General features: G+C 38.9%; 26 protein-coding genes and 1 riboswitch. Of the genes, 13 read left to right on the top strand and 13 right to left on the bottom strand.

The window, feature by feature from the left end:
• Window positions 1–59: 59 nt before the first annotated feature.
• The 10 genes from R8925_RS04195 to R8925_RS04240 all read right to left on the bottom strand — a co-directional run bounded on the left by R8925_RS04195 (window position 60) and on the right by R8925_RS04240 (window position 8,185).
• Window positions 60–938: a polyprenyl synthetase family protein gene (locus R8925_RS04195; RefSeq protein ID WP_430534665.1), complete on the bottom strand. Its 879-nt coding sequence runs from the start codon at window positions 936–938 to the stop codon at window positions 60–62.
• Window positions 938–1,171: an exodeoxyribonuclease VII small subunit gene (gene xseB, locus R8925_RS04200; RefSeq protein ID WP_430534666.1), complete on the bottom strand. Its 234-nt coding sequence runs from the start codon at window positions 1,169–1,171 to the stop codon at window positions 938–940. The genes R8925_RS04195 and xseB overlap by 1 nt, the downstream gene beginning before the upstream one ends.
• Before the next feature lie 2 nt (window positions 1,172–1,173).
• Entirely contained in the window at window positions 1,174–2,514 is a 1,341-nt protein-coding gene (gene xseA, locus R8925_RS04205) for an exodeoxyribonuclease VII large subunit (protein WP_430534667.1), read from the bottom strand.
• Window positions 2,515–2,659: 145 nt separating this feature from the next.
• Window positions 2,660–3,526, bottom strand: coding sequence for a bifunctional methylenetetrahydrofolate dehydrogenase/methenyltetrahydrofolate cyclohydrolase FolD (gene folD / locus R8925_RS04210; RefSeq protein WP_430534668.1), 867 nt, complete (start codon window positions 3,524–3,526; stop codon window positions 2,660–2,662).
• Window positions 3,527–3,650: 124 nt separating this feature from the next.
• Window positions 3,651–4,043 (bottom strand): transcription antitermination factor NusB, encoded by a 393-nt coding sequence (gene nusB / locus R8925_RS04215; RefSeq protein WP_036069604.1) that lies wholly within the window; start codon window positions 4,041–4,043, stop codon window positions 3,651–3,653.
• Between the two features lie 39 nt (window positions 4,044–4,082).
• Entirely contained in the window at window positions 4,083–4,481 is a 399-nt protein-coding gene (locus tag R8925_RS04220; protein WP_430534669.1) for an Asp23/Gls24 family envelope stress response protein, read from the bottom strand.
• Between the two features lie 12 nt (window positions 4,482–4,493).
• Window positions 4,494–5,849 (bottom strand): acetyl-CoA carboxylase biotin carboxylase subunit, encoded by a 1,356-nt coding sequence (gene accC / locus R8925_RS04225; protein WP_430534670.1) that lies wholly within the window; start codon window positions 5,847–5,849, stop codon window positions 4,494–4,496.
• A 12-nt stretch (window positions 5,850–5,861) separates the two neighbouring features.
• Window positions 5,862–6,323: an acetyl-CoA carboxylase biotin carboxyl carrier protein gene (gene accB / locus R8925_RS04230; protein WP_430534671.1), complete on the bottom strand. Its 462-nt coding sequence runs from the start codon at window positions 6,321–6,323 to the stop codon at window positions 5,862–5,864.
• Window positions 6,324–6,487: 164 nt separating this feature from the next.
• Window positions 6,488–7,051 carry an elongation factor P gene (gene efp / locus R8925_RS04235; protein ID WP_430534672.1) on the bottom strand — a complete coding sequence of 188 codons (564 nt, stop codon included), beginning with the start codon at window positions 7,049–7,051 and terminating at the stop codon, window positions 6,488–6,490.
• Window positions 7,052–7,123: 72 nt separating this feature from the next.
• Entirely contained in the window at window positions 7,124–8,185 is a 1,062-nt protein-coding gene (locus R8925_RS04240; protein ID WP_430534673.1) for a M24 family metallopeptidase, read from the bottom strand.
• A 222-nt stretch (window positions 8,186–8,407) separates the two neighbouring features.
• On the opposite strand from R8925_RS04240, the gene R8925_RS04245 reads away from it, so the two are divergent.
• The 3 genes from R8925_RS04245 (at window position 8,408) to R8925_RS04255 (ending at window position 10,736) form a co-directional block, all read left to right on the top strand.
• Entirely contained in the window at window positions 8,408–9,313 is a 906-nt protein-coding gene (locus R8925_RS04245) for a DUF1385 domain-containing protein (protein ID WP_430539404.1), read from the top strand.
• A 338-nt stretch (window positions 9,314–9,651) separates the two neighbouring features.
• Window positions 9,652–10,035, top strand: a complete 384-nt coding sequence (locus R8925_RS04250) for a rhodanese-like domain-containing protein (RefSeq protein ID WP_311769614.1) — start codon at window positions 9,652–9,654, stop codon at window positions 10,033–10,035.
• A 59-nt stretch (window positions 10,036–10,094) separates the two neighbouring features.
• Window positions 10,095–10,736 (top strand): pentapeptide repeat-containing protein, encoded by a 642-nt coding sequence (locus tag R8925_RS04255; RefSeq protein WP_430534675.1) that lies wholly within the window; start codon window positions 10,095–10,097, stop codon window positions 10,734–10,736.
• Window positions 10,737–10,780: 44 nt separating this feature from the next.
• Here the strand turns inward: R8925_RS04255 and gcvPB are convergent, their stop codons facing one another.
• From gcvPB to gcvT, 3 genes are read right to left on the bottom strand one after another with little or no spacing between them, the layout of a single operon-like run.
• Window positions 10,781–12,265 (bottom strand): aminomethyl-transferring glycine dehydrogenase subunit GcvPB, encoded by a 1,485-nt coding sequence (gene gcvPB / locus R8925_RS04260; protein ID WP_430534676.1) that lies wholly within the window; start codon window positions 12,263–12,265, stop codon window positions 10,781–10,783.
• Window positions 12,262–13,608 (bottom strand): aminomethyl-transferring glycine dehydrogenase subunit GcvPA, encoded by a 1,347-nt coding sequence (gene gcvPA, locus R8925_RS04265; RefSeq protein ID WP_430534677.1) that lies wholly within the window; start codon window positions 13,606–13,608, stop codon window positions 12,262–12,264. Before gcvPA ends, gcvPB begins: the two co-directional genes overlap by 4 nt.
• Before the next feature lie 18 nt (window positions 13,609–13,626).
• Window positions 13,627–14,715, bottom strand: a complete 1,089-nt coding sequence (gene gcvT, locus R8925_RS04270; protein ID WP_430534678.1) for a glycine cleavage system aminomethyltransferase GcvT — start codon at window positions 14,713–14,715, stop codon at window positions 13,627–13,629.
• A 96-nt stretch (window positions 14,716–14,811) separates the two neighbouring features.
• A riboswitch (glycine riboswitch) is annotated at window positions 14,812–14,904 on the bottom strand.
• 360 nt (window positions 14,905–15,264) lie between these two features.
• Between gcvT and comGA the strand changes: the two genes are divergently transcribed.
• The 10 genes from comGA to R8925_RS04320 are packed head-to-tail and all read left to right on the top strand — an operon-like array spanning window position 15,265 to window position 21,424.
• The gene (gene comGA / locus R8925_RS04275; RefSeq protein WP_430534679.1) at window positions 15,265–16,281 is read left to right on the top strand and encodes a competence type IV pilus ATPase ComGA; all 1,017 of its coding nucleotides are present in this window, start codon (window positions 15,265–15,267) and stop codon (window positions 16,279–16,281) included.
• Entirely contained in the window at window positions 16,262–17,293 is a 1,032-nt protein-coding gene (gene comGB / locus R8925_RS04280; protein WP_430534680.1) for a competence type IV pilus assembly protein ComGB, read from the top strand. The genes comGA and comGB overlap by 20 nt, the downstream gene beginning before the upstream one ends.
• Before the next feature lie 25 nt (window positions 17,294–17,318).
• On the top strand, window positions 17,319–17,639 hold the full coding sequence (comGC, locus tag R8925_RS04285; RefSeq protein WP_430534681.1) for a competence type IV pilus major pilin ComGC: 321 nt from the start codon (window positions 17,319–17,321) through the stop codon (window positions 17,637–17,639).
• On the top strand, window positions 17,636–18,061 hold the full coding sequence (gene comGD / locus R8925_RS04290; protein ID WP_430534682.1) for a competence type IV pilus minor pilin ComGD: 426 nt from the start codon (window positions 17,636–17,638) through the stop codon (window positions 18,059–18,061). Before comGC ends, comGD begins: the two co-directional genes overlap by 4 nt.
• The gene (gene comGE / locus R8925_RS04295) at window positions 18,051–18,350 is read left to right on the top strand and encodes a competence type IV pilus minor pilin ComGE (RefSeq protein ID WP_430534683.1); all 300 of its coding nucleotides are present in this window, start codon (window positions 18,051–18,053) and stop codon (window positions 18,348–18,350) included. The genes comGD and comGE overlap by 11 nt, the downstream gene beginning before the upstream one ends.
• Window positions 18,316–18,771 carry a competence type IV pilus minor pilin ComGF gene (comGF, locus tag R8925_RS04300; protein WP_430534684.1) on the top strand — a complete coding sequence of 152 codons (456 nt, stop codon included), beginning with the start codon at window positions 18,316–18,318 and terminating at the stop codon, window positions 18,769–18,771. The genes comGE and comGF overlap by 35 nt, the downstream gene beginning before the upstream one ends.
• A 1-nt stretch (window position 18,772) precedes the next feature.
• On the top strand, window positions 18,773–19,135 hold the full coding sequence (locus tag R8925_RS04305) for a hypothetical protein (RefSeq protein ID WP_430534685.1): 363 nt from the start codon (window positions 18,773–18,775) through the stop codon (window positions 19,133–19,135).
• Window positions 19,136–19,155: 20 nt separating this feature from the next.
• Window positions 19,156–19,671, top strand: coding sequence for a shikimate kinase (locus R8925_RS04310; protein WP_430534686.1), 516 nt, complete (start codon window positions 19,156–19,158; stop codon window positions 19,669–19,671).
• Window positions 19,668–20,606, top strand: coding sequence for an ABC transporter ATP-binding protein (locus tag R8925_RS04315; protein ID WP_430534687.1), 939 nt, complete (start codon window positions 19,668–19,670; stop codon window positions 20,604–20,606). Before R8925_RS04310 ends, R8925_RS04315 begins: the two co-directional genes overlap by 4 nt.
• The gene (locus R8925_RS04320; RefSeq protein WP_430534688.1) at window positions 20,603–21,424 is read left to right on the top strand and encodes a DUF2705 family protein; all 822 of its coding nucleotides are present in this window, start codon (window positions 20,603–20,605) and stop codon (window positions 21,422–21,424) included. Before R8925_RS04315 ends, R8925_RS04320 begins: the two co-directional genes overlap by 4 nt.
• Window positions 21,425–21,505: the final 81 nt, after the last annotated feature.

The raw sequence follows: 21,505 nt of genomic DNA on the forward strand, positions 1-21,505 counted from the left end.
AAAAAAGCACACCTTAGAAAAGGACGCACTCTCTCAAAAACGCATTTAAATCTTTATTATTAAAAATCACGAACAGCTATTAAATCGGCTAAACCAAGTAATAAACTAGCATCAATGTTCATGGTATGGAGCGCTTTTTTTGCTAAATTTGTGTGATCAGCTAAGGCTTGTTTCGCCCCTTCTAGTGATAGTAGTGCAGGATACGTACTTTTTTGTAAATCAGCATCTGCACCAGTTTTTTTTCCCATTTTTTCAGCATCACCAATGACATCTAGAATATCGTCGCAGATTTGAAAAGCGATGCCGATATGATATGCAAATTTTTCCAATGCTAATTGTTCGGCATCAGAAGCCTCTGCAATAATTGCTCCGCTAAGTACGGAAGCACTGAGAAGCGCCCCGGTTTTTCGTCGATGAATAGACTCTAAATCAGTGAGCGATAACGTTTGGTTTTCACCGAGAATATCGGCCTGTTGGCCACCTACCATGCCACTTGCACCAGCACTTTTGGCAAAAAGTTGGATAAGATTTATTCGCACAGGCGTGGATAATTTTGTGTCACTCACAATCAGTTCAAAAGCTTTTGTAAGTAGCGCATCACCAGCCAAAATAGCAGTAGCCTCGCCATAAACCTTATGATTAGTCAGTTTACCACGTCTGAAATCATCATTATCCATCGCAGGTAAATCATCATGAATCAGACTATATGTATGAATCATTTCCATCGCAGCTGCCGTTTGGTATCCCAACTTTGGCTCGCAATCAAAAGCAATAAGTGTTGCTAAAACTAATAACGGACGAATTCGCTTACCACCTGCTTCTAAAGAATACATCATGGACTGCTCCAATTTTTGATCAGACTCAGTTGCAATAATGGCTTGCTTCATACAATTTTCGATTTCTTGCTTATAATGTTGCATAAATTGATCAAATGTCATTATTTTTTACCTTCTTCTGCCTGAAATGGTTCTTCCTCATCTGATTCTGTAACTACTTTTGCTAGCTTATCTTCTGCTGCTGCCAATTTTTCTTGGCATAATTTAGTTAATTCAATACCGCGTTGGTACATATCCAGTGAATCCTCTAAGGAAACATTACCTTCTTCTAACATTTGGACGATGCCTTCTAACTCTTTCATCGCGTCTTCGTAACTAATTTTTTTCGTTGCCATACTCATGTGCCCTCCTTTTCTGTTATTTTTGCCCGAATTTTCCCGTCTGCCATTGTGATTCCAATTTCATCACCAATAGTTATACTTGCGCTCGATGCTAAAATTTCATCATCTTTGTAAACTACGCTATAACCACGTTTTAGTAACCCAAGCGGGCTCAAAAGCTCCAATGCCTCAACTTTTTGCGAAAAATCACGTCTTTTTGTGATGATAAGTTGCTTCATTTGCTGTGTCAAATCTTTACTAACATTCGCTAAAAGTTGTTGCTGTTGCATTATTTCACGATCTAGACCAGTGTGCGTTAAGCGAAAGGTCAACCGTTCGAAAGCATGCTGATTCAAAATAAGATGCTGTTTTAAACCACGTTCTAAGCGCTCAATAAAATAATCCGTACGTTCTTGATATTGCTCGATTTGTCGCTTCGGTCCATGCATTAATAAGCGCTCTTGTTGACGTGAAATGCTTTGATTGGAAACATCGACTCGCTGTTTCATTGCCTGAATCAAACGGAAGCGACGCTCTGCAAGGCGGTCTAGCAAATCACGGTAATCTGGAACTGCTAATTCTGCCGCCGCTGTTGGGGTTGCAGCTCTAACATCTGCCACGTAATCCGTCAACGTTGTATCTGTCTCATGGCCAACAGCAGAAATAATAGGGATATCCGAATCGGCCACCGCACGAACTACCATTTCCTCATTAAATGCCCATAAATCCTCGATAGAACCACCACCACGCCCAATAATCAATACATCAATATCATTGCGAAAATTGGCACGTTCAATATTGCGAACGATATTTGGTGCAGCCGTATCTCCTTGGACAATTGTAGGGAATAGTAAAATCTCCGTTGATGGCATGCGACGCTTTATCGTTGTAATCATATCTCGAATTGCCGCGCCCGTTTTCGAAGTTACAATCCCGACTTTGGCAGGAAAAGAAGGAAGCGCCCGTTTGCGATTTTGCGCAAAAAGCCCCTCCAATTCTAGCTGTTTCTTTAACTGCTCCAATTTGATATAAAGACTACCAACCCCATCCGGTTCCATCCACTCTGCGTAAAGTTGATAGCGCCCGCCTTTACTGAACACACTGACACGTCCCGTAAGTAGAATCTGCATCCCATCTTCTGGTTTGAAACCTAGTTTTGCTGCTGATTTTTGGAACATAACGCAACGTAGCTCCGCGCCTTCATCTTTCAGCGTAAAATACATATGGCCGCTGACAGGTTGCTTAAAATTCGAAACTTCTCCTTTTACATAGATGTTCTTTAAATAAGGATCTACTTCAAATTTCTTCTCAATATATTTTGTTAACGCCTCAACACTGAGGTATTTATCTTGTTCCATTGTACACACACCTTATCTTAAAAGAAAAAATTATGCAGCTAAGCGACAAATACTCCTTGTTGGGATTGATTGAAGTTTGTGAGTTACAATCTCCCTCTTTTTATCTAGGTTTAAGCTCTTTGTCGTCTAGCTGCTTCATGTCGTCCTATTTTGTTTGAAGCTGTGTGTCCCAAATACGCTTGGCTGCTTTTAGTGTATTAGCTAGAAGCATGGTGATTGTCATCGGACCAACGCCTCCTGGGACAGGTGTTATGAAGCCTGCTGTGTCTTTTACATCGTCAAAATCGACATCGCCACACAGTTTATTGTTTTCATCGCGATCCATACCAACGTCAATAACTACCGCACCTGGTTTGATAGCATCTTTCTTAATGAATTTGGCTAGACCTGTTGCTACCACTAAAATGTCCGCAGTACGCGCAACTGCTGGCAGGTCTTTTGTGCGACTATGTGCGATAGTTACTGTAGCATTTTCTTGTAGTAAGAGTTGTCCCACTGGTTTTCCTACAATGTTGCTTCGACCGATAACCACAGCTTGTTTCCCTTCGATAGAAACACCAGTCGATTTAATTAGCTCAATAATACCTGCTGGTGTGCATGGAACGAAAGCCTCTTTACCAACATAGAGGTTTCCGACGTTTATTGGATGGAAGCCATCAACATCTTTTTCTGGAATAATCGTATCTATCACTTTATCCTCTGAAATATGCTTTGGCAACGGTAATTGCACTAAAATACCATGGATTGTTGCATCATTATTCAAATCTTCAACAGTTTCTAGTAATTTTGCCTCTGAAATATCTTCTGGTAATTCAATTAAAACAGATTTCATGCCGGCTTCTTCTGTGCGCTTTTGTTTATTCCTTACATATGTATGGCTAGCCTGATTATCACCTACAAGCACAACCGCAAGTCCTGGTTGTAAATTTTGCTTTGAAAGTTCAGCTACCTCACTTGTTACGTTTTCTTGAATCTTTTTCGCCAGTTGTTTACCATCAATAATTTGTCCCATCAAAAAAGCCCCCTTAAAATTTATCTGAAACCTGTTTCGGGAGACATGAAACCTTCCGAAACAGGAAACATCACTCATTCGGTCGAAATTTTTGTGAATTAAAAATGACACTGTACAAGATTAATTATTCTATCACATCGTCTTTTGCGATATTCGCTAATACACCGTTTATAAATTTACTTGATTTCTCATCGCTGAAAATTTTGGCGATTTCAAGTGACTCGTTCAAGCTTACTCGGTCTGGAATATCTTCACAATATACCATCTCGAATACACTTACTCGCAGAATAGCAAGGTCCACTTTGTTTAAACGATCCATGCTCCAATTATCCAAGTTTTCGGCAATTAATTCGTCAATTGCTGTCTTATTGGCAACAACGCCCTCCACTAATTTATCAACATAGGCATCGCTTTGGTTTTCCATCACGTTGGCTATCGCTTGATCCAAATGCATCTCATTGAGTTCCATTTGAAACAATATTTGAAGAGCCTTCTCTCGTGCTTCTCGTCTTTTCATTAAAAGCTCTACTCCTTAGTTTCCGTGTTATTACACGTTTTAAATTTCTAATTCATCAAATGACAGCGTTTCTTGTCGCTCAAATTGAACGCCGACAATGTGGATATTCACTTCGGTGACTTCAAGGCCTGCCATGTTCAGAATGGTTTCGCGGATGCTATCTTGAATGTTTTGTGCTAAAAGAGGAATTGTTGCTCCAAATTGTATATAGCAGTAAACATCAATGACAATACCCTCTTCGGTAAGATCAATCTTAACACCTTTGCTATGATTGACTGCCCCACCAAGTCGTTCGCGCATCTCATTTGTGAAGGAACCTTGCATACCTGCTACATTTTCAACCTCAGCTGCTGCAAGTCCTGCAATGACACCAATAACTTCTGGTGCGATTTCGATTTTACCGAGTGTTTCCTCGTTTTTATTTTTCGTTAGTGCCATGATTATCTCTCCTCACGATAGATTCATTACATCATACTTTTCAAGGAATTTTGTATTGAAGTCTCCTGATTGGAAAACTTCGTGATCTAAAACGCGTAAATGGAATGGAATCGTTGTTGGGATTCCTTCTACAGCAAATTCGCCTAGTGCGCGTTTCATTGTAGCAATTGCTTCATCACGCGTTTCACCGTAACAAATTACTTTTGCCACCATAGAATCATAATATGGGGGGATTTTGTAGTTTGGATAGGCTGCTGAATCAATACGGACACCATTTCCGCCTGGTGGGAGGTAAAACTTGATTTCTCCTGGCGCTGGCATGAAATTCTTTTCTGGATTTTCGGCATTGATACGACATTCAATAGCCCAACCTGTTAATTTAACGTCCTCTTGCTTGATTGTTAAATGTTCTCCTGATGCCACTAATATTTGTTGTTTAACAATATCAATTCCTGTAATCCATTCAGTTACAGGATGCTCCACTTGAACGCGCGTATTCATTTCCATGAAATAAAACGTTTTTTCGTGTGGAACATAAATAAATTCGATGGTTCCAGCACCAGAATATTTAACGGCTTTCGCTGCTTTCACGGCCGCTTTTCCCATTTTTTGACGCATTTTCTCGTCTAGAGCTGGGGAAGGTGCTTCCTCAATCAGCTTTTGTAGGCGTCTTTGAATGGAGCAATCGCGTTCTCCTAGGTGGATTGCGTTGCCGTAATTATCCGCCATTATTTGAATCTCAACATGGCGGAAATCTTGAATAAATTTCTCGATGTACACGCCCGAATCACCGAATGCTGCTTCTGCTTCTTGTTGCGTGATTTGCAGACCAGAAACAAGCTTTTCTTCATCTTCTGCTACGCGAATTCCTTTACCACCACCACCAGCTGTTGCTTTAATGATGACCGGGTAACCGATTTTTTTAGCTAACTTTTTGGCCTCTTCAACATCTTTAATAATTCCTGTAGAACCTGGGACAACTGGCACTCCGGCTTTTTTCATCGTTTCGCGGGCAACATCCTTCGTTCCCATTTGAGAGATGGCATCTGCGCTTGGTCCGATGAAAATGATATTGCAATCTTGACAAAGCTCAGCAAAATCTGCATTCTCTGCTAGGAAACCGTATCCTGGATGAATCGCATCACAATTTGTTAGAACAGCAACGCTAATAATATTGGACATGTTGAGATAACTTTCTTTTGAAGGTGCAGGTCCGACGCAATACGCTTCGTCTGCCAGTTGAATATGTAAACTCTCAGCGTCTGCTTCTGAATAAATAGCAACCGTTTCAATGTTCATCTCTTTTGCGGCGCGGATGATACGAACAGCGATTTCTCCGCGATTCGCTATCAATATTTTTTTTATCATGATTATTACCCCTTATTTCTTTCTAACTTTAAATAGTGGCTGACCGAATTCAACTAGTTCTCCGTTAGAAGCAAGAATTTCAACAATTTCGCCAGTCACGTCTGCATCAACATCGTTTAGTAATTTCATCGCTTCAATAATCGCGACAACTGTTTTTTCATGAACCATTGCTCCAACCTCTACAAATGCAGGACTTTCTGGGTTTGGAGAACTATAAAATGTTCCAACCATTGGTGAGGTAATAACATGAAAGTCTTCTGTTGATGTCGCTGGTGTTACTGTAACTTCTGTTGTTTCTATTTGAGGCGCGGGGAGAACGGCTTGTACTGTTGGTGCTGAAACGGCTGGAGATACTGCATGCTCGCCTCCCTTTTTCATCTTGATTTTTCCTTTTTCTGTTTCGTATTCGAATTCAGTCAGTGAAGACTCATCTACTAATTTCACAAGTTGTTTAATCTCGCTAATTGATAACATTATTTATAACACTCCTCAATATTAATCTATACATGATATATAAGTTCAAATGCATTCGTCACGCATCCTAATTATTGTACCATACTTTTCATAGAAACTCGTAGTTTAACGCCGTTTTTTTGCAAAAAAATAGCCCAGAGCTGACTGGACTATTTTGTTCCATATTATTGGGCACGCGAAACGTATGACCCGCCTTCCGTTGTATTGACAACGAGTGTATCGTCTACATTGACGAAGAGTGGCACGTTGACAACAAGGCCAGTTTCTAGTGTTGCAGGCTTAGAACCACCCGAAGATGTGTCACCTCTGATTCCTGGATCTGTAGCAACGACTTTTAACTCAACTGTGTTTGGTAAATCAACACCTAAAGTTTCTCCTTGATACATAACGATTTGAACTTCCATATTTTCACGCAAAAACTTCAATTCGTATTCGATTTGTTTTTCTGGAAGCTCAATTTGATCGTATGTTTCTGTGTTCATGAAAACGTGTTGGTCACCACTCGCATATAAATATTGCATTTTGTTGTTGTCAATTTGCGCCTTGGCTACTTTTTCACCGCCGCGGAAAGTTTTTTCTTGGATAGCGCCAGTACGTAAGTTACGCAATTTTGAACGAACGAACGCAGCACCCTTCCCTGGCTTTACATGTTGGAAATCTAGCACGCGCCAGATACCATTATCTACTTCGATTGTTAAACCTGTTTTAAAATCATTTACTGAAATCATCTTTGTATCCTCCTACTTCAAAGTTGGGTTCATCCTTACTTATTTAACCACAAAACGAGTCATTATACAATTCTATAAAATAATTAGTTCCTTTGAAGAATGTGTTAAAACTTCATTTCCCGTTTCGGTAATTAAAATATCATCTTCAATCCTTACGCCGCCAATGCCTGCAAGATAAATACCAGGTTCATCAGTTACAACATTCCCTGGTACGAGAATATTAGGGCTTTTCATCGAAAGGTTAGGGCCTTCATGGATTTCCAAACCAATACCGTGCCCTAGCGAATGCCCGAATGCGTCACCATAACCTTTAGACGCAATGTAATCACGAGCAATTGCATCTGCTTCAATGCCTGTCATTCCTGGTTTTAGCGAGTCAATGACTTTAAGTTGCGCTTCTAATGTCACAGCGTAAATTTCTTTTAACTGAGCACTCGGTTCTCCAATCGCAATCGTACGCGTCATATCAGAGCAGTAACCGTTATAGTAACAACCATAATCCATCGTTACAAAGTCGCCTACCTCAATAATTTTGTCCGACGCAACACCATGCGGTAAGGCAGAGCGGAGCCCAGATGCTACAATCGTATCAAAAGAAGAACCAGATGCCCCATTTCTACGCATGAAAAACTCTAGTTCATTGGACACTTCTAATTCTGTTAAACCTGGCTTTATAAAAGTCAAAATGTGCGTAAATGCAGCGTCTGCAATCTCACAAGCCGTTCTGATTGCAGAAAGCTCAGATGCTGTCTTCACTTTTCGCATATCTTCAAAAAGATCACTAAATGGTTCTAATTTTGCTGAGAAAAAGCTTTGCATCAACTTGTGCTCGGCTACTGTCACATATGCTTCCTCAAAATAAAGCGTTTGAAGGCCTAATTCAGCAATGATGCCTTGAACTTCTTCAAAAATTGGCCCTTTATTTTGACGTATTTCAAAACCAATCGCTTGTTTTGCTGCTTGCTCTGTGTAACGGAAATCCGTGATGAAAAAAGCATTGTTTGGCGTGATAAGCGCGATGCCAGTCGTTCCAGTGAAGTCCGCCACATAGCGACGGTTGTAGTCGCTTGTCACTAACACAGCTTCCATCTTCCTATCTGTTAATGTTGCTTGAATTTTTGCTAATTTATTCATTCCACAATTCCTCCTAAATCTTTCGTTATGTAATGTTTATTTTCGCTCGAATACAGCTATTCTAACACAAATGATGCGAAATAACTTTTTTTATGCGTTATAACTATACGAAATCATCAAATTAGCGTAGAATAACAGTTGTATACTAAATAAGGCTGGTGAACGATTTTGAGTGAACAGACAAAAGGAATATATGGCGGTCAAGCCGTGGTCGAGGGCGTAATGTTTGGAGGCCGAAATGAGACTGTTACTGCTATCCGACGAAAAGACGGCACGATTGAATACTTCTATTTAGCGAAAAACCCTCCCGGTTGGGTGCAAACACTAAAACGAATTCCTTTTATTCGAGGCATTGTTGCTTTAATTGAATCAAGTGCAATCGGTTCTAGGCATTTAACTTTTGCGACGGATCGCTATGATGAGGATCCGCTTGACGAACAGGAGAATCAAAAAATAGAGAAAAAGGAATCAAAACTTGCAATGTGGCTTGGCGTGGCAGTTGTTGGGGTTCTTTCCTTCATCTTCGCAAAATTTGTTATGACACTTATTCCTGTTTTTATTGCAAACCTATTTCGCCCTGTCGTGTCCGGGGATATGGGGCAAATTATGCTAGAAACATTATTTAAATTGATGCTTTTGCTTGGATATATCTTTGCTGTTTCGCAAACCCCGATTATTAAGCGCGTATTCCAATATCACGGGGCAGAGCACAAAGTCATCAATTGCTACGAAGCAGATTTAGAGCTCACTGTTGCTAATGTCCAAAGCAGGTCACGGCTCCACTATCGTTGTGGCTCTAGTTTTATACTGTTCACCGTGATTGTCGGTATGTTTATTTATATGCTCGTACCTACAGATCCGCTTTGGGTTCGCGTTGTTAACCGGATTTTACTCATTCCAGTTGTACTAGGCGTAGCATTTGAAGTTCTACAATTAACGAATAAATGCCGTAATATCCCAATTTTGAAATATCTTGGCGTTCCTGGTCTTTGGCTACAACTTTTAACGACAAAAGAACCACAAGATGATCAAGTAGAAGTGGCTATCGCATCATTTAATGAATTGCATCGCGTAGAACAGGATAAAAACGAAGAAGCACTACCCAAAAATCTAGAATTGCTAGAATGAGGTGAAAATTATGCGTAAACTCCCTATCTGGTTTTATATTTTAGCTATTTTTGCCGTGATTGGTATTTTTTTCGTAGGTTTCAAAAATATCATTAGTAGTCTCATTGTCTCTATCATTCTGGTTCTTCTCATTTGGCTACTCTTTCGCTTTTTGGGAAACCGCCCAAAAAAAGACGACAAATACCAAAGCGCGGTTAAACAATCGCAGAAATTACGTGCTCAAAAGCGGCCACAAACAAAAAAACGAAAAACTTCCTTGAAAGTCATTGATGGAAAGAAAAAATAAGTTATAATGGTAAGTGGAGATAAAGAAAAGAAAGGGGTATATCAGCTTGAATATTGACTGGAGTTGGGTTTTAGCAATTGCTATTTTGCTCGTATTGCTAGGCTATGAAGTGTATCAATATATAATGCGTAAGAAAGCGTTAACCATTTTAACAGAGGAAGAATTCAAAAAAGACTTCCGGAAAGCGCAATTAATCGACGTTCGCGAGCCGAAAGAATTCGATGCTGGACACATTTTAGGAGCAAGAAACATTCCGATGTCCCAAATGAAAGCTCGCAAAGCAGAGATTCGTCAAGATTTGCCAGTTTACTTGTATTGCCAAGGCGCACAGCGAAGCAACCGTGCCGCAATAATGCTTTACAAAGCAGGATACACCAATGTATTCCAGCTAAAAGGCGGTTACAAAAGATGGACAGGGAAAACAAAATCAAAATAAGAATAAGCCACTGAGCTCAAATATCGCTTAGTGGTTTTTTCTAAGGAGGCGCTTTTACTATGTCAAAAAAAATGCAAACACCTAAGATACCAGTACATTTGGATGCATTGGATTCAAATTGGTTATCTGAGGAAGTGTATCTTCGTGAAGTTTTAATAGAGGATCGTGAATTCAATTTTGATCCAATGGAGCGAATTGTGCTCGATCAAGTGATTTTGCGAAACGTGAGCTTTGTGACACTAGAATTCCCAAATATCGAGTTAACAGATGTTATTTTTGAAAAGTGTAATCTGTCAAACGTTATCTTTAATTCGGCTATTATCCATCGTTGTCAGTTCATAGATTGTAAGCTTACCGGCGCTGATTTCTCGGATTCACTCATACATAATACCCTCTTTCAAGACTGCTTGATGACGATGAGTTCGCTCGGTTTCTCGAAATTCAAGCATGTAGAATGGCGCGACTGTTCACTTTTAAATGCGGATTTCTATGAAAGTGAACTGAAACACTCCGAAATCATTAATTGCAAGTTGAATGAGGCTAACTTTTCAAATGTTCTGATGGAAAGCATCGACCTTAGCGTAAACCATTTTGATGGTATAACGGTTTCGCTTGATAAATTACAAGGTTGCCGCGTAACTTCTGAACAAGCGCTTAGTTTCGCCAGAGCCCTTGGCGTTGTAATCACTGAGGATAACTAGAGAAGCCGTGTTTCCCGCTGAAAATTGGGAAACACGGCTTTTCTTCATGTTGTTACTTCATCTTCTACTTTCTCTTGATAACGCAAAACAGGCTTTCTTGCTGCTTGTGTTTCGTCTAAACGCTTGACATATGTGTTGTAAGGCGCCTCTTGTACAATTTCAGGGTTGTCTTCCGCCTCTTTCGCAATTTTAAGCATAACATCGATAAATCCGTCTAACGTCTCTTTTGACTCGGTTTCCGTTGGTTCAATCATGATCGCTTCCTCTACAATTAATGGGAAATATACAGTTGGTGGATGGAAGTTGTGATCCAGCAGACGTTTAGCGATATCTAATGTGCGTACACCTAATTGTTTTTGACGTTTTCCAGAAAGGACAAATTCATGCTTACAAACTTGATCAAACGGCAAGTCATAGGCACCTTCTAGACGGCGCATCATATAATTCGCATTTAATACCGCATATTCCGTCACTTTTTTCAGACCATCTGGCCCCATCGTACGAATATACGTATAAGCACGAACATTGATGCCGAAGTTTCCATAATAAGGTTTTACACGACCGATAGATTGTGGATAGTTATAATCAAATGTATATTTATTCGCTTTTTTCGTTAAAACTGGTGTTGGTAAAAACGGGATCAAGTCCTTCTTAACGCCGATTGGTCCAGAACCAGGGCCACCACCGCCATGAGGGCCAGTGAATGTTTTGTGCAAATTCAAATGCACAGCGTCAAAGCCCATATCACCAGGACGCACTTTTGCCATGATAGCATTCAAGTTGGCGCCGTCATAATACAATTTTCCACCCGCTTTATGGACGATATCTGCCATTTCAACAATATCTGCTTCAAAAAGCCCTAGCGTGTTTGGATTTGTCAACATAAGGGCTGCTGTATCATCACCAACAACACTTTTTAGGTCATCGATGTCTACAAGTCCTTTTTCATTGGATTTAACTGTAATGATATCAAAACCAGCTACAGAAGCCGATGCAGGATTGGTACCATGCGCAGAGTCAGGAATGATTACCTTTGTTCGTTGGTGATCTCCATTCGCTTCATGAAAAGCGCGAATTAACATTAACGCTGTCCACTCACCATGGGCACCAGCTGCCGGTTGTAATGTCACTTCATCCATGCCGGTGATTTCTACTAAGCTTTCTTGAAGATCATACAACAATTCCATCGCGCCCTGCACTGATTCTTCTGGTTGATACGGGTGAATATTAGCGAAACCAGGGAAACGTGCAACTTTTTCATTAATTTTCGGATTATATTTCATTGTACAAGAACCAAGCGGATAAAATCCCGAATCCACGCCAAAATTATGATTGGATAACGTTGTATAGTGACGCATTAATTCCAATTCGCTTAATTCTGGCAAAGCTGGAGGCGTTTCACGGACATAAGTGGCACCAAATAAACTCGCTAAATCAACTTCCGGCACATCTCGTTCTGGCAAACTATATCCAACGCGTCCAGGAACGGATCTTTCAAATACTAATGGCATTGTTTCGCTGTTATTCATTTTGAACCCTCCAAACTTGTGACAAGCATCTCGACTTCTTCTTTTGTTCGCATTTCAGTCACAGCAACAAGCATGTGATTCGCGTACTTCTCTTCATAGTTTCCTAAATCATATCCACCGATAATCCCCTGATCTAGCAAACCTAGATTCACTTCTTTAATAGGTTTCGACAATTTGACGACAAATTCATTGAAGAATGCATCGCCAGAAACAACATTGAAGCCTTTTTCTTGGAATGTTTTCTTCGCAAAATGAGATTTATCAATGTTTTGTTTCGCCATTTCTGTGAGGCCTTGTTTTCCGAGTGCGCTCATTGCAACTGACGAAGCAAGCGCATTTAGGGCCTGATTGGAGCAAATATTAGATGTTGCTTTATCACGCCGAATATGTTGTTCCCGTGCTTGTAGTGTTAGCACGTAGCCGCGTTTTCCATTCTCATCTACAGTCTCCCCAACAAGACGTCCCGGAACTTTACGAGTCAATTTCGATGTAACTGCAAAATAACCACAGTGCGGACCTCCGAATGCTTCAGAAATTCCGAATACTTGTGTATCGCCAACAACAATATCGGCACCAAACTGTCCTGGTGGCGTTAAAGCTCCCAAAGCAAGCGGATTGCTAGAAACAACAAAAAGTGCTTTATTATCATGTGCTAAAGGGGCAATCTCTTGCAGCGCCTCTACTTGGCCGTAAAAATTTGGATATTGCACAATAACTGCTGCCACCGTATCATCTATTTGTGATTCTAAAGCAGTTATGTCTGTTACACCATTCTTTTCATCAATTTCTACGACGTCAATATGCTGCCCTTTTGCATACGTTTTAACAACATTTCGCGATTCTGGGTGGACTGCTTTTGAGATCAGGATTTTTTTGCGTTTTGTGTGGGCACTTGCAAGCATAGCTGCTTCGGCAAGTGAGGTTCCACCATCATACATGGAAGAATTCGCTAAATCCATACCGGTAATCTCAGCAATCATCGTTTGAAATTCAAAGATGGCTTGTAATTCCCCTTGCGAAATCTCAGGTTGATAAGGCGTGTAAGCAGTGTAAAATTCAGATCGAGAAATCACGCTATCCACTACGGTTGGAATGTAATGATTATACACACCAGCTCCTAAAAAGGAGGCATATTCCACCGAATCCGCATTCTTTCCAGCTAATTTAGCCAGTTCTTTCAAAAGTGCTGGTTCTGATTTTGCAGGCTTCAAGTCATACTCACGGTTGAAACGAATCGACTCAGGAATATCCGTAAAAAGTTCATCAATAGAAGAAACGCCGATAGTATCCAACATATCCTTCTCATCTTGCTCAGTCATTGGTAAAAAACGATGTTTAGCCATAATTTTATATCCTCCTCATTATTTCACGCGTTTATAAAATGGGGTTTTAACAACTTTTGCTTTGAGTTTTTTATTACGAACTTCGACTTCAACCTCTGTATCAAGCTCCGTAAAAGCAATATCAATAAGTGCCAATCCTAAATTCTTGCCAAGCGTTGGAGATTGAGTTCCGCTTGTTACAACTCCGATCTCCTGATCCCCAGCAAAAACTTTATAGTCATGTCTCGGTATCCCACGATCAATTAACTCAATACCAACAGATTTACGTGTCAATCCAGCTTCTTTTTGCTCTATTAAAGCTTGTTTTCCAATAAAATCAGACTCTTTTTGCAGTTTTACCGCAAAGCCAACACCTGCCTCAAGTGGAGAAATATCTTTTGTCAGCTCCTGACCATACAGAGCTAAATTAGCTTCAAATCTCAAAGTATCTCGTGCACCAAGCCCGATTGGCAAGACATCTTTTTCTAAAATTGCCTCCCAAACACGTGGTGTATCAGCAGCTTTTGTATAGATTTCAAAACCATCTTCACCAGTATAACCAGATCTTGAAATAAGAGCTGGAACGCCTGCAATTTCGACATTATCAACAAAGCCGAAGAATGTAAGAGATGTTAAATCAGCCTCTGTCAGCGTTGCTAGAATGTCTTGTGCGTTAGGTCCCTGTAGCGCTAATTGTCCATACTCTGCCGATACATTGGACACCGTAACCCCGTCCGGAGCATGCTCTGCCAGCCATTCAAAGTCCTTCTGCGTATTTGACGCATTTACCACAAGAAGATAATCTTCATCCGCTCTCATATAAACAACCAAATCATCGACTACGCCACCTGATTCATAACACATAATATTATACTGCGCTTTTCCAATTTTTAATTTTGAAATATCATTGGATAATACATTCTGCAAAAATGCCAGACTATCTGGCCCATGTACCGCAACTTCCCCCATATGAGACACATCAAATAGCCCAGCATTTGTTCTTACAGCTTCATGCTCGGCTTTTATTCCTGAAAATTGCACAGGTAAATCCCATCCACCAAAATCAATTGTTTTTGCACCATACTTTTCATATATAGGAAAAATAGGCGTTTTCTTTAAATCTGTCATGTGAATCCTCCTCTTTTTTTGCATACTAAAAGGACTTACTCGTTAAAATAAGTCTCTGTCGTACTCCAAAATTAAGGAATATTGCCTCCAGAGTTGCGTCCCATAAACATCCTTTTGCCTGAGAGTTTCACATTCACATGCTTTCCCCGTCGGCGCCGCAAAATTTGCAGTCTCTCTGTCTATTTTCATCCGCTCTTTTATGTATTAGTTGCCTTTTCTATATGTTACCACGAGAACCTATCGTTCGGCAAATAATTAAATTTAAGAAGATGATTTTAATTATTTTAGTTTATTGTTCGTAATGAAAGGGCTTTATTGATAATTCGTTTTTATATTGTACGTATGTGAACGAACGAACAAAATGAAGAGTGACAAAATATTTTTTTATCCCTAATTCCAAAGTTTATATGATTCTTTTCGTTTACAAGATGCTTTTTTACGTTATTTTTCCACTTGAAAATCACAAGGTCGTTTTTGCTTATGGAGAGGAATTTTATGAAGTTACGGCGAATACATTTAGCATAGACAAAAAAATAAGGAGTTTACGATATGATTCAGAATTTAGCCAACACTCTCTTAAACCAAGCAATACTGCTCACAGCAAGCGATGTACATCTCATACCCACTGAAAACCATTATCGTATTCTTATGCGCATAAACGGGAGACTGCAGCTCTTTACATTAATGCCTCTTGATAATGGCGAACGACTTTTAGCCCACCTAAAATATCGCGGATTTATGGATATAAGCGAGACGAGAAGGCCGCAAAGTGGCTCTTTTCAAACTACAATTCATGGATGCAAAATATCTGTTCGACTCGCCACTATTTCAAATTTTCGGTTTATCGAGAGTATGGTAATTCGTGTATTTGCGGAACAAGAAATACTACCGTTTCAAAAAAGTAGCGTTTTCCGACAAATAACGCAACATATTCTGGCACTCGCAAAAAAACAATCAGGCCTGCTACTATTCTCAGGAGCAACAGGCAGTGGAAAAACATCAAGCATGTATAGCTTAGCCCATTCGCTAAATCTACAATACCCTTTACAAATTATAACAATTGAAGACCCCGTCGAGCAACCTATGCCAACTTTCTTACAAGTACAAATAAATGAGAAGGCTGGGTTAGATTATGCAGATATTATCCGTGCTACACTTCGGCATGATCCAGATATTTTAATTGTTGGTGAGATTAGAGATACACACACAGCTAAGATGGTTATTCGAAGTGCTTTGACAGGGCATCTTGTTCTCAGCACAGTCCATGCAGATAGTCCGTACGGTGTTCTGTCACGTTTGCTAGAGCTTGGTGTAGACAAAGAAGAGTTACGACAATGTCTTATCGGTATTTCTTACCAACAATTGAAACATCTCTATTGTATGTTTTGCAATCAAAGATGTTATCCGCTATGCAACCACCTGGTGCAAAAAAGAACAGCACTTTATGAATTTATAGAAAAACAGCAAATTAGTAAGTTCCTCACGACTACTATAGAAGCAGACATGCCAAGCAATATAGGTGAGCAACTTAAGAAAGGAGTCTGTTATGGCTTTTTCCCTTCATAATAACTGGCGCGCTGATGGTGAGTTTCTCATACGTCTCGCCGACTTACTAAGTAAGGGGTTCACCATGGAAGAAGCAATCTCTTTCCTCTCAATTACAGCGCCAAAAGATGCCCTCAGAAATGAAAAAATAATTGAAATACTATCATCAGGTGCTCCTTTTAGCGAAGCGCTATCACAAGCTAATTTCCCAAGCTTTGTTTGTACACAGCTACACTATGCAAGTAAACATGGTTACTTTAGCGAAACCGTCCAAGAAACGGGTGATCACTTGATACGAAAAGCGGAGCAACAAAAGGCATTACGTAAGATTTTCCAATACCCTCTCATTCTTTTTATTACTGTAATTGTCGTATTCTTTCTTTTACGCATTTTCCTACTGCCTAAATTTGACACGCTATTTAGCCAACTAACACATGGTGAAAATCAAACAACCAATTTCACCTATTTTATTTTAGAAAAACTACCGCTTATTTTTCTTGCATTTCTAGGGATTTTATTCATCATATGCACTTTTTTTCTAACAAAACAAAGAAAAAAGAATTCCTATGAGCGCGCCCAGCTCTATTGTACTTTACCAATTATAAAAAAATTTATGCGCTTGCACTATTCTCAATTATTTGCCCGTGAATGTGGTTATTTATTAAAAAGTGGTCTATCCATCAATGATATGGTTCAAGTGTTTGCACTCCCCGATTCCCCTGGCTTATTCAAACATATCAGTGAATCTGTTGAAAAGGCATTTTCTGACGGAACATTATTCACTAAATCGCTCACTACCTTCACTATTTTCGAACCCGAAATGATTTATATTGTCCAACATGGTGAGAAAAACGGCCAATTAGCTGAAGAACTCTTATTTTACTATAAGCTTTGTCATCAAAAGTCTGAAGAAAAAATAGAAAAAATATTTAGTTTTATACAACCTGCCGTTTTTATGATAATTGGCATACTTATTGTATCCATCTATCTATCCATTCTTTTTCCGATGTTCTCGATGGTGAACTCCATCTGAATAATAAAAATTAGGAGTGATTTCAATGTTAAAGAATTTTAATTGGAAAGACGAATCTGGGTTTACGCTGGTAGAAATGTTAATAGTTTTACTCGTAGTTAGCGTACTACTTCTACTGACTATACCTAATATTGTGAAACAAAGTAAATCTATCAACGACAAAGGATGCGATGCTTTTATAACTATGGTTCAAGGACAAGCTCAAGCATACCAACTAGAAAACAACAAAGTCCCTTCTCTACAGGATCTTTTGACCGGTGGATACCTTAAAGGAGAACAGAAAAAATGTCCTAATGGAAAAGATGTACAGATTGATGGTAGCGGAAAGGTGACAGAAGTTCGTTGAAGCAGAATGGATTTACTCTAATGGAGATGCTCCTTGTCCTCACTATCAGCTTTATTATTTTAAGTATCAGCATTTTTCCAGCAGGCAATCTAATGACTCACCTGTTAGAAAAACAAAGCTTGGATCAACTCAAGATGGATATAATGTATTTACAAGGAGAATCTATAACAAAGGGGCAAAAAACTACGCTTCTATTAAATGGGAACAATCATTCCTATTCAGGGAAATCAGAGACATTAACGCTAGAAAGGAGCTTTACGCCAACACTCCGTTTCCAAGAAAAAAGTGACCAAATATTTCATTTTTCTCCTCCCTTTGGCAATATTAGTAAGTTCAAAACAATTATTATCGAAGGACAGAATAAAAAATATGCGCTTATCTTTCAAATTGGAAAAGGGAGGTTTCGTATTGATGAAATCTAATGGCTTTTCTATGCTAGAATCACTTTTTGCTATCAGCCTCCTTTCGATGATTGCCCTGTCATTACTGCCAATGGTGATGCAAATTAAGCAAAATTTACATTGGCAAAATCAAAAGACAATAGCACACCAGCTACTCTCAGAGGAAAGTTCATTTCATTTAAACAATAACTTTTTGTCAACTTACGATACCACAATTAAAAACCAAGAGTATCGAATCTCTTATAACCAGGAGGCGAAGCAACTTTGCGCTGTATATGCTAAAGAAAACATTTGTTACGATATCAAATAAACAGGGATTCACTTTGCTAGAATCCCTGTTTTCTCTACTGATTGTTATTATTATAGCTTCTTTTATCCCACTTCTCTTCCAAAGCTATGCATCTGTATTAAAAGTAATAGATGTTGATAAAAATTATGAATGGCAACTCTTCATAAACCATACACGAAAAGAACTAAGTACCGGCACACAAATAACCGTAACAGACCATAAGATTACTTTCTTTTCTCAATCTAAGTTAGTGAGCTACGAAAACTATCGGAATTTAACACGTCGCTCTATTAATAATAAAGGCCATGAACCGCTTTTAACGAACGTAAAACAAGATAGGTGGTCTAAAAAATCTAATGAGGAGCTTTTGTACGAAGTCAAATTTGAAGATGGAACCGAATTATCTGCTCGTTTTCATATTCATTCAGAAGGGATTAAATAGCATGCACCAAAATGGATTTAGCTATATTTTATGTCTTTATGTTACTTTAATTGGCATCATCACAATGATTGGAGCTGCTAATATCTATGTCTCCAAACTACAAATGGAAAAACAATTACAAAATCATTATCTGGCCACCACTCTAACCAACTTATCCATATCAAATAATATTTCGCGAATCAAGGCAGAGCAAAAAACATTTACAGAAAAGCACAATAGCGCTGTTTTATGGTATAATTGGGCAGGTAGTACAGAGGATGACATTAGGTATGAAACCCTCATCGAATTGAGTAATGGTTACATGCTTAAGCAAAGCGTTTTTTGGGATATTAAATTACAAAAAATTCGCCTTCTACTAAATTAAATAACTTAAGGAGGACTTGTATGAATCAAATTGTGCTAACAGGATTTATGGGGGCTGGGAAATCGACAGTTGGGAAAATACTTGCTAAGGAGTTAGTATTACCACTCGTTGATATCGATACAGAGATAGAAGCCAAACATCAAACATCAATTACAGAAATTTTTGCGAATTTGGGTGAATCCGTATTCCGAAACATAGAACATCAAATTTTGGTCAGCGCTTTGTCCCGAGATGCGATTATATCGACCGGAGGAGGTATTATTTTATCCAAGGATAATCGAATGCAGCTAGGAACCGCTAATTTTGTTGTCTACTTAAAAACAAGTCCCTCTATTTTTCTTAACCGATTAAAAGGAGATACAACACGCCCACTCATTCAAGAAAAAAGCAAAGAAGAAATTACCGCTTTATTTGAGTCGCGAACAGAACTATATGAAGAAGTAGCCGATTTGATTTTAGAAACAGATAATTTAACACCTATGGAAGTTGCAAAAATAATAAAACAAGATTTTCAAAAAAGAAAGGAGCAATTATGACACAACCAGTTCTAGAAATAAATCATTTAGTGAAACAAATTGGTGCCAAACCAATTATTAAAGATATCTCTTTCTCTGTCAATGAAGGAGAAATATTTGGACTTCTCGGACCTAATGGTGCTGGGAAAACAACCATTATACGAAGCATTGTTAAACTTATTAATAAAACAAGCGGAGATATAAAGATTCTAGGAAAGGATATTGATGCTGACTATACAGATGCCATTCAACAAGTCGGGGCTATCGTTGAAAATCCAGAGTTCTATCCTTACATGACTGGTTTACAGAATTTAGAAGCATTCGCCTCTATGTCACGTAGTAAAATCTCCAATGAACGTATCGATGAAATTATACAACTTGTCCATTTGGAGAAGGCAATTAATAATAAAGTCAAAACATATTCTTTAGGAATGCGCCAAAGATTGGGTGTTGCTCAAGCACTTATTCATGAGCCGAAGCTACTAATTTTTGACGAACCTACAAATGGCCTGGATCCAGAAGGTATGAAGGAATTTCGTTTACAGATGAAAGCATTAGCTAGTCAAGGTGTTAGTGTTCTTGTTTCTTCACACCTACTAACAGAGATGGAGCAGTTATGTGACCGCTTTGCAATTATAGAACGTGGAGAACTAACCCATATTGCAGACATGCAACAAGAAAATATTGCCGAAGCTGAGCAATTGAAAACTTTTCATATGCATCTTGAGCCGCTTGAACTCTCTAAAGAATTACTCACTAATTGGAATATTGACTACATAGTTGCCGATAATGGAACATCACATTTCTTTATAAAAAGTAGTCCTTCGAATATCCCATTGCTCGTGAAGAAATTAGTGAGTGAAGAAGTTTCCATATTTACAATAGAGGTGCATACTAAGACATTGGAAGAGCGTTTCTTAGAAATCACAAAAAACAATGGAGGTAGTATGGAATGATGTCATTAATAGCAAATGAAACAAAGAAAATAGCACTACGATTTAGTACATGGCTATACCCACTTATTATTGTAGCTATCATCATTGCTTTGTCCGCAAGTTATAAATCTTTTGTCCCAGATATTGATAATGTTCAATTATTGCTTTCTATAAATAGCATCAGCATGTTTTTAGTTGCCCTATTTTCTATAGTATTAGCTAGCGCTGTTGTATCGTCAGAATTTAGTTATGGCACAATTAAATTGCTATTGATTCGTCCCTATCAACGTTGGCAAATCCTCCTTTCCAAATATATTGTTGTTCTTATGTATGCCATTATTTTGACTCTATTTACTGTTATAATGTCCTATATTATTGGCGGTATTCTTACTTCTTTTGGTAGTCTAACCCAAGATATCAGTACATCTAATCCAACTTTTTCAGAAAATGGAGATATTACTAATGTTGGACAAACTGCTATTGATGCGTTAGGTTCGAGGCTAGGTTACTTTACTATCCAGCTTATTTTCTCCTCATCCATCGCTTTTATGATTTCATCACTATTACGAAGCCAAGCATTGGCCGTAGGAATTGGTCTGTTTCTTCTCTTTGTTAACAGCATTGCCGGGGGGATTATGCTTATGTTAGTAGAGCAATTCCAATGGTTTAAATATATTTTCTTGGCACCGCTATATTATGTTAGCATGTATGCCAATGGGCTAGGAATGGAGGTCAAAGGTCTTTCACCAGAACTAGCTATCGGTGTCCTATCCGTATATTACGCTATTTTTATGGTTCTCTCTTTCCTCTTCTTCCAGAAACGTGATGTATCGGTTTAATTCGATAAAATATAAAAAGCCAGAAAAACTATCGCTGTGTTGTACTGAACCCCAAAAGTTAGATTTTTGGATTCACAATCA

It is taken from the genome of Listeria rocourtiae subsp. hofi (genome assembly GCF_963575615.1).
Taxonomy (GTDB): Bacteria; Bacillota; Bacilli; order Lactobacillales; family Listeriaceae; genus Listeria_A; species Listeria_A hofi.